11 protein-coding genes are annotated in these 14402 nt (G+C 71.7%); 7 read left to right on the top strand and 4 right to left on the bottom strand.

The genetic code is table 11. The features are described 5' to 3' along the window. Positions 1-66: 66 nt before the first annotated feature. Genes ASF89_RS13120 through ASF89_RS13110 form a run of 3 tightly spaced genes read right to left on the bottom strand, consistent with a single transcriptional unit; the run spans position 67 to position 3556 of the window. Positions 67-2238 carry a YhgE/Pip domain-containing protein gene (locus tag ASF89_RS13120; RefSeq protein ID WP_055815637.1) on the bottom strand — a complete coding sequence of 724 codons (2172 nt, stop codon included), beginning with the start codon at positions 2236-2238 and terminating at the stop codon, positions 67-69. Then, a complete protein-coding gene (locus ASF89_RS13115; protein ID WP_055801184.1) occupies positions 2235-2882 on the bottom strand; it encodes a hypothetical protein in 648 nt (215 codons plus the stop codon). Before ASF89_RS13115 ends, ASF89_RS13120 begins: the two co-directional genes overlap by 4 nt. Beyond that, positions 2879-3556, bottom strand: coding sequence for a TetR/AcrR family transcriptional regulator (locus ASF89_RS13110; protein ID WP_235476646.1), 678 nt, complete (start codon positions 3554-3556; stop codon positions 2879-2881). Before ASF89_RS13110 ends, ASF89_RS13115 begins: the two co-directional genes overlap by 4 nt. Positions 3557-3856: 300 nt before the next feature. Between ASF89_RS13110 and ASF89_RS13105 the strand changes: the two genes are divergently transcribed. Then, positions 3857-4747, top strand: a complete 891-nt coding sequence (locus ASF89_RS13105; protein ID WP_055815635.1) for a GDSL-type esterase/lipase family protein — start codon at positions 3857-3859, stop codon at positions 4745-4747. 171 nt (positions 4748-4918) lie between these two features. Here the strand turns inward: ASF89_RS13105 and xylA are convergent, their stop codons facing one another. Next, complete coding sequence (gene xylA, locus ASF89_RS13100; protein WP_055801190.1) at positions 4919-6112, bottom strand: xylose isomerase; 1194 nt, start codon at positions 6110-6112, stop codon at positions 4919-4921. Between the two features lie 234 nt (positions 6113-6346). Between xylA and ASF89_RS13090 the strand changes: the two genes are divergently transcribed. The 6 genes from ASF89_RS13090 (at position 6347) to ASF89_RS13065 (ending at position 14398) form a co-directional block, all read left to right on the top strand. Next, positions 6347-7366 carry a LacI family DNA-binding transcriptional regulator gene (locus tag ASF89_RS13090; RefSeq protein ID WP_055801193.1) on the top strand — a complete coding sequence of 340 codons (1020 nt, stop codon included), beginning with the start codon at positions 6347-6349 and terminating at the stop codon, positions 7364-7366. A 137-nt stretch (positions 7367-7503) separates the two neighbouring features. Continuing rightward, a complete protein-coding gene (locus tag ASF89_RS13085) occupies positions 7504-8802 on the top strand; it encodes an ABC transporter substrate-binding protein (protein WP_055815626.1) in 1299 nt (432 codons plus the stop codon). Positions 8803-8930: 128 nt separating this feature from the next. Further along, positions 8931-9803 carry a carbohydrate ABC transporter permease gene (locus ASF89_RS13080; RefSeq protein ID WP_369814562.1) on the top strand — a complete coding sequence of 291 codons (873 nt, stop codon included), beginning with the start codon at positions 8931-8933 and terminating at the stop codon, positions 9801-9803. Continuing rightward, the gene (locus tag ASF89_RS13075; protein ID WP_055815623.1) at positions 9803-10717 is read left to right on the top strand and encodes a carbohydrate ABC transporter permease; all 915 of its coding nucleotides are present in this window, start codon (positions 9803-9805) and stop codon (positions 10715-10717) included. The genes ASF89_RS13080 and ASF89_RS13075 overlap by 1 nt, the downstream gene beginning before the upstream one ends. Before the next feature lie 24 nt (positions 10718-10741). Then, on the top strand, positions 10742-13075 hold the full coding sequence (gene yicI / locus ASF89_RS13070) for an alpha-xylosidase (protein ID WP_082490025.1): 2334 nt from the start codon (positions 10742-10744) through the stop codon (positions 13073-13075). A gap of 120 nt (positions 13076-13195) precedes the next feature. Then, positions 13196-14398 carry an ROK family transcriptional regulator gene (locus ASF89_RS13065; RefSeq protein ID WP_055815621.1) on the top strand — a complete coding sequence of 401 codons (1203 nt, stop codon included), beginning with the start codon at positions 13196-13198 and terminating at the stop codon, positions 14396-14398. The last annotated feature ends 4 nt before the right edge of the window (positions 14399-14402 follow it).

Below are 14402 nucleotides of genomic sequence, written 5' to 3'. Positions count from 1 at the left end.
GGAGGCGCGGGTCGGCTGATGCTCGACCCGCGCCTCCTCGGTTCCGGCCCCGGCGGGGCCCCGGCGTCAGCCGATCAGCGAGGGGCGGAGGTCGCGAAGGGTCCGGCGGCGGGTCATCCGCGCGGCGGCCAGATACGACACGAGCAGCGCCCCGAGCAGCCAGCAGGCGAGCACGGCCGCGTCGCCGGTCGCGGTCACGAGGCTGCCGCCGTACATGACCTGCCGCAGCCCGTCGGTCGCGTAGCTCATCGGCAGGGCGAAGTGCAGCGCCGCGAGGGGGGCGGGCAGGGTCTGCCAGGGGAACGTGCCCCCGGCGGTCACGAGCTGGACGACCATCAGCACCAGTCCGAGGAACTGACCCACGCTGCCGAGCAGCACGTTGAGCATCATGATGATCGCGGCGAACGTCGCCGAGGCGAGCACCATGAGGCCCACCATGCCCCATGGATGGGCGACGTCGAAGCCGAGCGGGCCCGTGACGATGCCGAACAGGGCGACCATCTGCACGAGGCCGAGCAGGGCGGGGGCCAGCCAGCCGGCGGTCACGACGCGACCGGGCGCCTTCACGGCCGTGATGGCCCGCTTCGACAGCGGCTTCACGATGAGGAACAGCGCGTAGATGCCGATCCAGGCCGCGAGACTGATGAAGAACGGTGCGAGTCCGGCGCCGTAGGTGCCCGCGCTCGTCAGGGCGCGGTCGGTCACGGACACCGGGTCGGAGATCGCCGACGCCTGATCGTCCCGGGACTGCTCGCTGCTGGCCGGGATCTGCGCCAGACCGTTCTGCAGACCGTCCGAGAGCCTGGTGCTGCCGTCGCGCAGCTGCACGAGGCCGTCGTGGAGCTCGACCGTGCCGTCGGCGAGCGTGCCGAGCCCCGTGGCGAGCGTCGCCGCTCCGGAGTCGAGCGTGCCGAGGCCGTCGGCGAGCGCGGCGGCCCCCGAGTCGAGGGTGCCGAGCCCGTCGGCGAGGTCTGAGGCTCCGGAGGCGGCGCTCGCGGACCCGGAGGCCAGCTGCGACGAGCCGTCGGCGGCCGACGAGACGCCCGCGGTGAGCGCCGGCGTCCGCTCGGCGAGGGTGCTCGTCCCCGCGGCCACCTGGTCGGCGCCCGCCGCCAGGGTCGACACGGAGCCGTCGAGGGCCTGGAGCTGCGCGTTCGCATCGGTCAGCCGGGTGGTGAGATCGTCGGTGACCGGCGCGAAGGTCGCGGCGATCGCGGCGATCTGGTCGGCGTCGTAGCCCTGGACGGCCAGGGCAGCCTGGATGTCGGCCCGAGCGGCGGCCTGGGCCTGGGGGAGCGCGTCAACCGCTCGCTGGCTGTCGGCGGCTGCTCCGCCGACGGTGGTCGCCAGCTGGTCGTTGCCCGCCGCGACCCGAGCGGCCCCGTCGGCGAGGGCCTCGGTCTGCGTGGGCAGATCGGCGGTGCCCGAGCGCAACTGCTGAAGGCCGGTGTCGAGGGCCGCGGCCCCCGTGCTCAGGGTCGCGGTGCCGTCGGCGAGGGTGCGAGCCCCGGAGTCGGCTGCCGCCGCGCCCGCGGCCAGCTGATCGGCGCCCTGGTGGGCGTCGGCGGCCCCGGAGGCCAGGCGGTCGGCGCCGTCACGGGCGTCGGCGGCGCCCGCCGAGAGCCGGTCGGCCCCTCCGACGCTCGTCCCCAGTCCGTCGTTCAGCTGCGCCGACCCGTCGGCGGCGTCGCCGAGACTGGTGCGGATGTCGGACAGGCCGACCAGCAGCTGCGTCGCGGCCTCCTTGCCGACCCGCTCGGTCACGGAGGCGCGGATGGTCTTCGCGGCCTGCTCCGCGATGGTCGTCGACAGGTAGCTGTTGGTGTCGTTCGTCGCGAGCACGATCTGCGCACGCCGGGGGTCGTCGCCCGACGCCGACACGAGGTCGGCGCTGAAGTCGCTCGGGATCGTGAAGGTGAAGTCGTAGGTTCCGTCCTCCAGGCCGGCCCGCGCCTCCTGGGAGGTCGTCTCGTGCCAGTCGAAGTCGCCGCCGTCGAGCACCTCCTTCGTGACGTCGTCGCCGTAGTCGACCGCGTCGCCGTCGGAGACGGCGCCCGCGTCGGAGTTGACCAGCGCGGCCGGCACCTGATCGAGCTTGGCGTACGGGTCCTGGTTGGCCCAGAGGTAGAGGCCGCCGTACAGCAGGGGGACGGTCATCAGCGCGACGAGGGCCAGCCGGGCGAGGCCCGTCGAGGTGAGTCGCTGGAACTCGGAACGGACGAGCGTGACGATCTTCACGAGGGGTCGCTTTCGGGTGTCGGAGACGGGGCGTCGTCGTCGACGTCGGGGAGGGGGAGGGAGGCCTGGGCGAGCGCCGCGTAGCTCGTCACGGTGAGCACCGTGTAGTCGCGGTCGACGAGGTCGCGGACGACCTCGAGCCAGGCCGCGACATCGCCGCCGTGACGCTCGGGGGTCGTGAGGACGAGCCCGCGCACTTCCGGTCGCAGCACGGCCAGCTCGGCGAGCAGCCGCACCCGTCGGTCGGTCGGGAGGGAGTGGAGGCGCGTCCGTCGGTGCTCGTCGAGCCCGAGCGATCCGATCAGGAGCGCGACCGAGGCGCGGTCGCTGCGGAGCCCGGCGAGGGCGAGCTCCTCCCGGACGACCTGCGCGACCGTCAGGGAGCCGAACGGCTCGGCGACGCCGGGGGTGTCCACGAGGGCGACGGAGGCGCGGATCGCCGCGGCGTCGTCGGACCCGTCGAGCAGCACGCCCCCGTGGTCGGGGCTCATCCGACCGCCCGCGACGAGGCTGGCGACGGTCGGGCCGTTCTCGGTCTCGACGGCGACGAAGCCGGGGCGGCCGCGGTCCGCGACGACGCTCAGCGGGGCGAGCGGGGCGCCGGGGCCGTCGCCGACCGCGGCGGCGACGAGTTCGAGCCTCATGCCGTCGCCTCGTGGTCGACCGGCTCGAGGGTGGGGAGTGCGGGGAGGGCGAGCTCGGGGTTCCGCGCGATGAGGTCGTCGGCCTCGCGCCAGCTCAGCCCGATCACGGCCAGGACGGCGAGCATGACGAGGCGGTGGCCCTCGTCGCGCCCGAGATCGCGGGTGGTGGCCTCGTCGAGCACCGAGAGGGCGGCGCCCTCGACGAGGTGCGCGAGCGTGTCGACGTCGATGTCGGGTCGCATGCGGCCCTCGATGACGCCGCGACGGACGGTCTCGCGGACGTAGGCGCGAAGCGGGGCGAGAGCCTCGCCCACGGCGTGCATGAGGGGGCCCCGCACGGTGAGCTGGGCCATCACGCGCACGTGCTCGACCTCGGACCACAGTCGGGCGCCGAGCGCCGCGAGCTGGACGACCGGGTCGCTCGAGCCCGGCTGGACGACGACGGCGGCCCCGATGCGGGCGGCGCCGCGCAGGGTGACCTCCCGGACGAGGTCGTCGCGGGTGGCGAAGTGCCCGTAGACGCTCCGCCGCGACAGGCCGGCCTCGGCGGCGATGGCCTCGAGGGGCACGGTCGGGTCGGAGTTCAGGAGGCGCACCGCGGCCGCCATCAGGGCCTCGCGGTTGGCGGTGGCGTCGCGTCGCGGCGCTCGCGTGCGGGTGGTCGTCGTGTTCACGTGCCGATCTTACGATCTTGCACACTGCTGTGCAAGATGCTGGACGGAGCTGGCGACCTTGACCCCCAGTTCACGGGTCGCCGCAGGGGACGATCGTGTCCCCCTTTCGGCGGACACGTCGGAAAACCTGCTCTGACCAGCACTTCTCTTGGATCCCACGGGGGAATCGGCGATATCCGGTCAGCGTCCCCGGGGTATCCCGAATGCGAACCGTCCCCCATCGCACCCCCGCGGGTGAACAGACTCGAGAGCGCCCGCCCCGCGGGCCCCCTCAGGCACCACCGACGCACCAGGACTCCCATGCCCCAGACCCGACGTGACGACACGACCGTCGTCCGCCCGTCCGGAGTCGTCCCTCTGCTCGTGGCCCTGGCTCGTCCGCTCTTCGCCTTCCACATGGAGATGTACCGACGCGACCTCGCGTCCGCCGTGTTCCCCCGCGACGAGCGCAGCTCCGCCATCGGCGGGCCCGATCCGGAACGCATCGCCTTCATCGGCAGCATCGCCGTCGCCGGCATGGGCGTCCTCAGCCACGGCATGACGACCTCCAGTCAGGTCGCCACCCGCGTCGCACGCGCTCGCGGGCGGGGCCTGTCGTGGTCCGAGCTCTCGTCGCCCGTCCTCACCGCGCGCACCGCGGCCACCGTGCCCACCCTCTCGGCGGCCGGGGCCGGCGCCGCGGTGATCTTCCTCGGGATCGCCGACGTCCTGTCGGCCACGAGCCCCCGGGCCTGGGAGCGCGACCTCAGGATCCTCGTCGAGCGCGTCCGCGAGGAGGCCGGCCCCGACTGCGCGGTCGTGTTCGCCGCGATCCCGCCCCTCGCGCGGTTCCGACCGATCCCCCCGACGGCCTGCCGGCTGATCGCCGCGCAGGTCGACCGCCTCAACACGGTCACCGAGCGACTCGCCCGCGAGCTGGTCGGCGTCGATCATGTCGGGTTCCCGGCCGAGGCGATCGACTCCCTCACCGTTCACGGCCTCTTCTCCTGGTCGACCCTGCACCGGACCTGGGCCGAGATCGTCGCACCCCGGGTCCATGCGGCGCTCGACGGCGTCGACGCGCGCCGCGTCGGGGTCGAGCTCGACGAGCGCGCGGATGCTCCGGTCGTCGCCCCTCCGTCGCCGGCGATCGCGCCCGGCATCGTCGTCAGCGGATCACCCGAGGGGTCGTCGAGCCCCGTCGTCGCCTGACGCCAGCCGACACGCATGACGACGGGCCGTCCACCGGTGGAGGAGGACGGCCCGTCGTGAGCGGCTGGAGCGCGTCGGCGCTCGGAGCGAGAACGCTCCGCGTTCTCCTCAGCTCCGTCTGCCGCGCTGGAGCGCGTCAGCGCGAGAAACGCAGTCGCTGGCGCGCCTGCCTCAGTTTCTCGCGCCCATCAGGTGCTCGACGGCGAGCTGCTGCAGGCGGACGAAGCCGTAGCCGTGTCCGCCGAAGTGCGAGTCCGCGTCGAAGTCCTCGTACGAGGCTCGATCGGCGAGGAGGGCCTCGTAGCCCTCGCCCTCGCCGAGCGTCGGGGTCGACAGCTCGGCGACCTGGCTGGCGACCAGCGCCTCCTGCACCTCGGGGTCGGCGCGGAAGGCCTGCGCGCGCTCCTTGAGCAGCAGGTACATGCGCATGTTCGCCGCAGCCGACTCCCACACGCCGTCGATGGTCTCGGTGCGCGAGGGCTTGTAGTCGAAGTGACGAGGGCCGGTGTAGCTCGGGCCGCCCTGGGGGGCGCCGTGCTCGAGCAGGTCGACGAGCGAGAACGCGTTCTGCAGGTCGCCGTGACCGAAGACCAGGTCCTGGTCGTACTTGATGCCGCGCTGGCCGTTCAGGTCGATGTGGAACAGCTTGCCCTGGTAGAGCGCCTGAGCGATGCCGGCCGTGAAGTTCAGGCCCGCCATCTGCTCGTGCCCGACCTCGGGGTTGACGCCGAACAGCTCGGGGCGCTCGAGCGTGTCGATGAACGCGATGGCGTGGCCGAGCGTCGGCAGCAGGATGTCGCCGCGGGGCTCGTTGGGCTTCGGCTCGATGGCGAAGCGCAGGCCGTACCCCTTGTCGGTCACGTACTGGGCGAGCATGTCGACGCCCTCCTTGTAGCGCGACAGGGCGGCCTGCACGTCCTTGGCGCTGTCGTACTCGGCGCCCTCGCGGCCGCCCCACATGACGAACGTCTCGGCGCCGAGCTCGGCGGCGAGGTCGATGTTGCGGAGGACCTTGCGGAGGGCGAAGCGACGCACGCCGCGGTCGTTCGACGTGAAGCCGCCGTCCTTGAAGACCGGCGCGCTGAACAGGTTGGTCGTGACCATGGGCACGACGATGCCGGTCGCGTCCAGGGCGCCCTTGAGGCGGTCGATCTGCTTCTGGCGCTCGGCCTCGGTCGACCCGAAGGCGAAGAGGTCGTCGTCGTGGAAGGTCAGGCCGTAGGCGCCGAGCCGGTCGATGTTCTCGACGGCCTCGACCACGTCGAGGTCGGGGCGCGTGGGGCCGCCGAAGGGGTCGGCGCCGGTGTAGCCGATCGTCCAGAGGCCGAACGAGAACTTGTCTTCGCGGGTGGGGGTGACGGACATCAGCGTCCCTTTCGTGGTCGGTGTCGCGAGCCCCCGGGAGGCGGCGGTCGCGATTGTTGTCGACTACAACTTATACGCCACGAGGGCTGCGGTCGAGGGTCTCGTTCATTTTGTTGATCGGTCCGACAAACGCCTTGCGCATCATCCGGGGGTGTCGTATGGTCTCCTCACGAACCCGGTCGAAGCGCTTCGCCTCCACCGCGGCACAAGGCAGACGACGGTGACGGTGAGGTCATGATGGCGACGATCCACGATGTGGCGCAGGCTGCGGGCGTGTCGATCTCGACCGTCTCGTACGCGCTGTCGGGCAAGCGCTCGATCGCCGCGACCACGCGTCAGCGCGTCACCGACGCGGTCGAGCGTCTCGGCTACCGCCCCCACGCCGGGGCTCGCATGCTCGCCGGCGCCCGGACCAACATCCTCGCCCTGAGCGCGCCGATCCGCGCCGACAACCACCAGCCGACCCAGATGCGGTTCGTGACCGCGGTCGTCGAGGCCGCCCGGCGTCGCGACTACGACGTCCTGCTGCTCGCGACCGACGACGAGGTCTCGGGCATCCGCCGGGTCGCGTCGAGCTCGCTCGTCGACGGCGTCGTCGCGCTCGGGGTGGCCACGGTCGACGAGCGCGTCGACCTGGTGCGCGAACTCGATCTGCCGGCCGGCTTCATCGGCATCCCGCGCGACGTCGACGATCTCGCCTGCATCGACCTCGACTTCGAGTCGGCGGCGGCGCTGGTCGTCGACCGGCTCGCCGACCTCGGTCACACCTCCATCGGCGTCATCGGTCACCCGGCGTCGTATCTCGAGCGCGACACCGGCTTCATCCGGCGCTTCGACGACGCCTTCGCGGCGCGAGCGTCGGACCGGGGGGTCGAGAGCCTGACGATCGCCACCGATCTGGGGCGGGCGCCCGCCACGCGCGCCCTCGACGAGCTCCGGCGCCGGCTGCCGGGCATGACCGCCCTCGTGCTGCACTGCAGCGAGCCCACCGCCGAGGCCGTCATGCAGCACCTCCGCCGACTCGGCGTCGACATCCCCGGCGACCTGTCGGTCCTGGCCGCCTGCGCCAGCTACGCGGCCGACGAGCTCGATCCCGCGCTCGACGCCGTTCCCCTGCCGATCGACGAGATGTGCTCTCGCGCGGTCGAGGCCGCCTTCGAGCGCATCGACGGCCGCGTCGACACGGGCGTCGAACTGATCGCGCCCACCTACCTGGCGAAGGGCTCGGTCACCGCGCCGGCCCGCGCCTCCTGAACCTCTCCGACCGCACCATCCCGGCACCACCGACACCGCAGCTCCACCATCGAACCATCACCGGGCCCGCCGTTCCCCGTCGATCGTCGAAACGCTTCGACGCCGAATTCGCGGGCCCTCTACGAGGAGGTAGAACAATGAAGAGACGACGCATCGTCGCGACCGGCACGGCCTTCGTGGCCACCGCCGCCCTGCTCACCGGCTGCTCCGCCGGCGGCGGCGGAGGGTCATCCGACCCGAACACGCTGAAGCTCTGGCACTTCGAGAGCGAGACCAGCGCGATGGGCATCGCCTGGGATCAGGCCATCGAGACCTTCGAGGAGGAGACCGGCGCGACGGTCGAGTTCGAGGCGAAGAGCTTCGAGCAGATCCGGTCGACCGCCAGCCAGGTGCTGAACTCCGACGAGGCCCCCGACATCCTCGAGTACAACAAGGGCAACGCCACCGCCGGTCTGCTCGCGAGCCAGGGCCTGCTCTCGAACCTCGACGACGCCGTCGCCGAGTACGGCTGGGACGACGATCTCGCCCCCTCGATCGCCACGACGTCGAAGTACGACGAGCGCGGCATCATGGGCTCGGGCAGCTGGTACGGCATCCCCAACTACGGCGAGTACGTCGAGGTCTTCTACAACAAGGACGCCTTCGCCGAGCAGGGCATCGAGGTGCCGACCACGTACGACGAGTTCGAGGCCGCGCTGCAGACCTTCGCCGACGCCGGCATCACCCCCCTCGCCGAGGCCGGTGCCGAGTACCCGCTCGGGCAGCTCTTCTACCAGCTCGCCCTCTCGCAGGCCGACCGCTCGTTCGTCGACGACTACCAGCTCTACGAGGGCGACGTCGACTGGCAGGGGCCCGAGCTGACCTACGCGGCCGACAAGCTGCAGGAGTACGTCGACAACGGCTGGATCTCGAAGGACGTCACCGGCATCAAGGCCGAGGACATGGGCACGACCTTCATGAGCGGCGGCGCGCCGATCATGGTCTCCGGCAGCTGGTGGGCCGGCCGGGTCGCCGACGAGGCGACCTTCGACTGGGGCACGTTCCTGTTCCCGGGAAGCGAGATGGCTCCGGGTTCGGGCGGGAACCTCTGGGTCGTCCCCGAGAACGCCGCGAACAAGGACCTCGCGACGAAGTTCATCGACATCACCATGCGCCCCGAGATCCAGAACCTCATCGGCAACAACGGCGGCGTGCCCGTCAAGGCCGACCCGGCCGACATCACCGACCCGAAGAGCCAGGAGCTCATCGCGAACTTCAACACGCTCCTCGAGCGCGACGGTCTCGCCTTCTACCCCGACTGGCCCACGCCGACCTTCTACGACCAGCTCGTCGCCGGCACGCAGGAGCTGGTGAACGGCTCGACCTCGCCCGACGACATGCTGTCGACGCTGGGCGACCAGTACCGGAGCGGCGTCGACGACATCACCGGAGAGTGACCGTGACCTCCCTCGACACCCGCCCCGGTGCCAGGGAGGCGCGCCCCCGTCGCGAGGGCCGACGCACGTCGTCGGCCCTCCCGCCGGAGGAGAGCCTCCTGCCCGGCTCCGGCCGACGCGGATTCTGGCTGTACCTCATCCCGGGCTTCGTCCTCTTCACGGTCGTCGTCCTGGTCCCGCTGATCTGGAACATCTACCTCAGCTTCACCGACTACCGCGGCATCCGCCCGCCGACCTGGGCCGGTCTCGACAACTGGCGCGAGCTGATGACCGACGACCGCTTCTGGACGTCGTTCCTCAACAGCGTGTTCCTCATCATCGCGATGGTCGTCGTGCCGACCCTGCTCGGCCTGCTGCTCGCGGCCATGCTGTTCGACCTGATCGGCCGCAAGTTCGGCGGCCGTCTCGCATCGTTCCTGCGGGCGACGTACTACCTGCCGCAGATCCTGCCCGTGGCGATCGCCGCCATCGTGATCGGCTGGATCCTCCGCCCCGAGAACGGGGCGCTCAACACCGTCCTCGAGGCGGTGGGACTCGGCGCCCTGCAGCACAACTGGCTCGGCAGCCCCGACACGGCGCTGCTCAGCATCATGGTGGTCATGGTCTGGGTGCAGCTCGGCTATCCCGTGGTCATCTTCATGGCGGCCCTCCAGCGGGTCGACCCCGAGCTGTACGAGGCCGCCGAGCTCGACGGCGCGGGCTGGTTCCAGCGGTTCCGGGCCATCACCGTCAGCATCATCCGACCCGAGATCTTCGTCGTCGTGCTCACCTGCACGATCGCGGCGCTCAAGGTCTTCGGCCCGATCTACGCCCTGACCCGCGGCGGGCCGGGCGACTCGACCATCGTGCCGAGCTACTACGCCTACAGCGAGTTCTTCCAGAGCCAGCAGGTCGGCTACGGGGCCACGATCGCCACGGCCCTGACCCTCGTGATCGTCGTGATCACCGTCTTCTTCATCCAGGCCCAGAACCGGGCCGAACGAGCAGAGAGGGACCGCTGATGGCCACCACCGTCGTGCCCCCGGTGAAGGACGACCGGATCCGTCCCGCGGTGCCGGAGCCGCGCCTCCCCGCGGCCAAGCAGCGCAAGCGCCGGAAGACCACCGCCGACTGGGTCGTCCTGGTCGCCGCCGTGCTGTTCGGCGTGCTGATCGCGCTGCCGTTCCTGCTGATCCTCGTGAACTCGTTCAAGTCCCCCGAGGACTACACGCAGGGCGGGCCCCTCAGCTTCCCGACGTCGCTCTACTTCGACGGCATCGTGAACTTCTGGAACCGCGTCGAGTTCCCCCAGAAGCTCTGGAACAGCTTCGTCATCTCGGGTCTGGTCGCGCTGTTCGCCGTCGTGATCTCGGTCTTCAACGCCTACGCCCTCGGCATCGGCCGGGTGCGCGGACGCACCTGGATCATCGTGCTGTTCCTGCTGGCGAACATGCTGCCGCAGGAGGCCCTGCTCTACCCGCTGTACTTCATGTTCAAGCAGGTGGGTCTGTACGACAACATCTGGGCGGTCATCATCATCTTCACGGTGATCCAGAGCGCGTTCGGCACGTACCTCCTGTCGAGCGTCTACGGGACCTTCCCGAAGGAGGTCCTCGAGGCCGCCTCGCTCGACGGCGCCAGCCGGTGGCAGATCCTCTGGCGCGTCATCGTGCCGATCAGCCGCCCGACCCTGTCGGTGCTGGCGATCTTCTTCTTCATCTGGACGTGGAACGAGTTCCTCATCCCGCTGACGTTCCTCGTCTCGAACGCGAACCAGACGGTGCCGGTGGCCATCACGGCGCTGCAGGGCGACCGGCTGATGGACGTGACGACGACCAGCGCCTCGGCGCTGCTCGGTCTCATCCCGACCCTCGTGTTCTTCCTCCTCTTCCAGCGCACCCTCACCCGCGGCATCACCGCCGGTGCGGTCAAGTAGCGCGCACCGCTCGAAAGGCATCGCATGAAGTTCACCGACGGCTTCTGGCAGACGCGTCCCGGCGTCTCCTCCCTCTTCGGCCAGGAGGTCTACGACGTCGAGACCGGTGACGACGGGCGCTCGCTCGTCGTCACGGCCCCCACCAAGGTCATCGCGCACCGCGGCGACACGCTCAACCGGCCGGTGCTCACGGTCGGCCTCAGCTCGCCGATGGAGGGCGTGATCGCCGTCGAGGTCGCCCACTTCTCCGGTGGGCGCGACGAGATCGGCTTCGACCTCGTCGGCGCCGAGGGCGGCCCCGCCGGGGTCGGCGTCGCCGAGGTGACGGCAGGAGGCGCGACGCTGTCCTCGGGGCGGCTCACCGCCTCCGTGGGTCGCGGCGGCCCCTTCGACCTCGTCTTCCGCGACGGCGACACCGTCCTGACCCGCTCGGGCGCGAAGTCGGTGGGCTACCACCAGGTGGCCCCCGACGCGCGGATCGACGGCGCCATGGTCGGCGCCGTGGTGAAGGGAGCGGGTCGCCCGGGCACGGCGGCGGATCACGCCCCGTCGTACGTCTCGCAGCAGCTCTCGCTCGGCGTCGGCGAGCTCGTCTACGGGCTGGGCGAGCGCTTCGGCCCGTTGGTCAAGAACGGGCAGACCGTCGACGTGTGGAACGCCGACGGCGGCACCTCCAGCGAGCAGGCCTACAAGAACGTGCCGTTCTACCTGACCAACCGCGGCTACGGGGTGCTCGTCGACCACCCGGGTCACGTGTCGTACGAGATCGGCTCCGAGGCGGTCGAGCGCGTCCAGTTCTCAGTCGCCGGCGAGACGTTGCGCTACCTCGTGATCGCGGGCCCCACGCCGGCCGACGTGCTCGACCGGTACACGCGGCTCACCGGCCGCCCGGCTCACGTGCCGGCCTGGTCGTACGGGCTGTGGCTCTCGACGTCGTTCACCACCGACTACGACGAGGAGACCGTCACGGCCTTCGTCGACGAGATGGCGGCCCGCGACATGCCGATCAGCGTGTTCCACTTCGACTGCTTCTGGATGCGCGAGTTCCAGTGGTGCGACTTCGAGTGGGACCCCCGGGTCTTCCCCGACCCCGAGGGCATGCTCGTCCGCCTGCACGAGCGCGACCTCCGGGTCTGCGTCTGGATCAACCCGTACATCGGGCAGCGCTCGAAGCTGTTCCGCGAGGCTGCCGACGCCGGCTACCTCGTGACGAACCCCGACGGCAGCGTCTGGCAGTGGGACCTCTGGCAGGCGGGCATGGGCCTGGTCGACTTCACGAACCCCGAGGCGACGGCCTGGTTCCAGGGGAAGCTGCGCGGGCTGCAGGAGCAGGGGGTGGACGCCTTCAAGACCGACTTCGGCGAGCGCATCCCCACCGACGTCGTCTGGCACGACGGCTCCGACCCCGAGCGGATGCACAACCTGTACACGCAGCTCTACAACCGCGCCGTCTTCGAGGTTCTCGAGGAGGTCCGCGGCGAGGGCGACGCCGTCGTGTTCGCGCGTTCGGCGACGACCGGCGGCCAGGCGCTCCCCGTGCACTGGGGCGGCGACTCGACCTCCACCTTCGAGTCGATGGCCGAGACCCTCCGCGGGGGCCTCTCGCTGGCGATGAGCGGCTTCTCGTTCTGGAGTCACGACATCGGCGGGTTCGAGGGCATGCCCGACCCCGACGTCTACAAGCGCTGGACGGCGTTCGGTCTGCTGTCGAGCCACAGCCGGTTCCACGGCAGCAGCTCGGTGCGGGTGCCGTGGGCGTTCGACGACGAGGCCGTCGAGGTGACCCGGGTCTTCACGAAGCTGAAGCTGCGGCTGATGCCGTACCTCTACGCCGCGGGGCTCGAGTCGACCCGCACCGGGCTTCCGGTCATGCGGCCGATGGCGCTGGCGTTCCCCGGCGACCGGGGCGCGGCCCACGTCGACACGCAGTACCTGCTCGGCGACGATCTGCTGGTGGCGCCGGTGTTCTCGGCCGACGGCACGGTCGAGGTCTATCTGCCGGCCGGCCGGTGGACGAACTGGTTCACGGGCGAGGTCGTCGACGCCGGCGCGGGCGCATGGCGCACGGAGACGCACGGCGTGCTGACCCTGCCGCTGTACGTCCGCGAGGGCGCCGTCATCCCGCTGGGCGGGCGTGACGACCGCCCCGACCACGACTATCTCGAGGGGCTCGTGCTGCGGGTGTTCCCCGGCGCCGACGGCACCCGTTCCGTGACTGTGACGACTCCGGACGGCGAGTCGGCCGACTTCGTCGTGACGCGGGCGGGAGGCGCGGTGTCGGTCGAGACCGGCGCCTCCTCGTCCGGGTCGCGGCCGGTGTCGCCGCAGCTCGAGCTCTTCGGTCGCGACGACGGCTGATCCGGCCCCACCGGGTCAGCGGCCCGGGTGGCCGCGGAGGTCCGTCCGCACCCGTGCGACGGAGCCCCCGCGGCCACTCGACGCCGTCGGAACCCCGGTACGCTCGGCCCAGGAGGCCACGTGACGATCGAACCCGGGGCGCGCGCCGACGGTGTGCGCCAGACGAACCTGTCGGCGCTGCTCGGCCTGGTGCACGCGGCGGGCCCCCGGTCCCGTTCCGCCTTGACCCAGGCGACCGGTCTCAACCGCTCGACGATCGCGGCGCTCGTCGGCGAGCTCGTCGACCGGGGCCTCGTCGTCGAGACCGACCCCGTCGGGGTCGTCCGGGTGGGGCGCCCGAGCCCGGTGGTCGCGGCCAGCAGCGATGTCGTGGCCTACGCCGTGAATCCCGAGATCGATGCCGTGACGGTGGGCGTCGTCGGCCTCGACGGAGTCGTGCGATCCCGGGTCCGACGCGAGACGGACGGCATCCCGACGGCCGAGGGGGCCGCGGCGATCGCGGCCTCGGTCATCGAGGGGCTGCGTGCCGAGCGGCCCGAGGTCGTCGAGGTGGGGGTCGGTCTCGCCGTCCCCGGTCTCGTCCGGGCCGACGGCGGTCTCGTCCGGCTGGCCCCGCACCTGGGGTGGGTCGACGAGCCGTTCGCCGAGCTCGTGGCCGAGGCCACCGGTCTGCCGGCCCGTGCGGCGAACGACGCCTCCGCGGCGACCCTCGCCGAGGGGCGCTTCGGCGCCGGGCGGGGCGTCGAGCATCTGGTGTTCCTCAACGGCGGTGCGAGCGGCGTGGGCGGGGGCGTGCTGGTCGGCGGGGCGCCCCTGGTCGGCTCGGGCGGATACGCGGGCGAGCTCGGCCACACGCTCGTCAACTCGGTGGGCCGGCTGTGCCACTGCGGCGCGACGGGCTGCCTCGAGACCGAGGTGGGCCAGGCGGCCCTGCTCGCGGTGACCGGGCTCGACCGCTCGCAGGCCGACGAGCTCGCGGCGGCCCTCGTCGCGTCGGCGCCCGGTTCGGAGGCGCGGGTCGAGGTGCAGCGCCAGGTCGACCAGCTGTCGATCGCGCTCCGCAACGTCGTCAACGTCTTCGACCCCGCTCTCATCGTCCTGGGCGGGTTCCTGGCCTCCCTGCTCGCGGCCGAGCCGGAGCGCCTCCTCGCCGGCGTCACCGCTCAGGCGCTGCCGGGGTCGGCCGACGACCTCCGCATCGTGCCCGCCGAGCTGGGGGCCGACCGTCTGACGATCGGCGCCGCAGAGCTCGCCTTCGCGCGCCTCCTCGCCGATCCGGCCGGGACCCGCCTGCCCGCACCCTCCCCGAGCACCGCGGGGTGAGGCG

The organism is Frigoribacterium sp. Leaf172 (genome assembly GCF_001424285.1).
GTDB lineage: Bacteria > Actinomycetota > Actinomycetes > Actinomycetales > Microbacteriaceae > Frigoribacterium.
This window is presented reverse-complemented; position numbering and strand designations above follow the sequence as displayed.

Bases quoted from the DNA above. Each gene is read 5' to 3' on its own strand.
- ASF89_RS13115 (WP_055801184.1), bottom strand. From the start codon at position 2,882: ATGAGGCTCGAACTCGTCGCCGCCGCGGTCGGCGACGGCCCCGGCGCC.
- ASF89_RS13105 (WP_055815635.1), top strand. From the start codon at position 3,857: ATGCCCCAGACCCGACGTGACGACACGACCGTCGTCCGCCCGTCCGGA.
- xylA (WP_055801190.1), bottom strand. From the start codon at position 6,112: ATGTCCGTCACCCCCACCCGCGAAGACAAGTTCTCGTTCGGCCTCTGG.
- ASF89_RS13090 (WP_055801193.1), top strand. From the start codon at position 6,347: ATGATGGCGACGATCCACGATGTGGCGCAGGCTGCGGGCGTGTCGATC.
- ASF89_RS13085 (WP_055815626.1), top strand. From the start codon at position 7,504: ATGAAGAGACGACGCATCGTCGCGACCGGCACGGCCTTCGTGGCCACC.
- ASF89_RS13075 (WP_055815623.1), top strand. From the start codon at position 9,803: ATGGCCACCACCGTCGTGCCCCCGGTGAAGGACGACCGGATCCGTCCC.
- yicI (WP_082490025.1), top strand. From the start codon at position 10,742: ATGAAGTTCACCGACGGCTTCTGGCAGACGCGTCCCGGCGTCTCCTCC.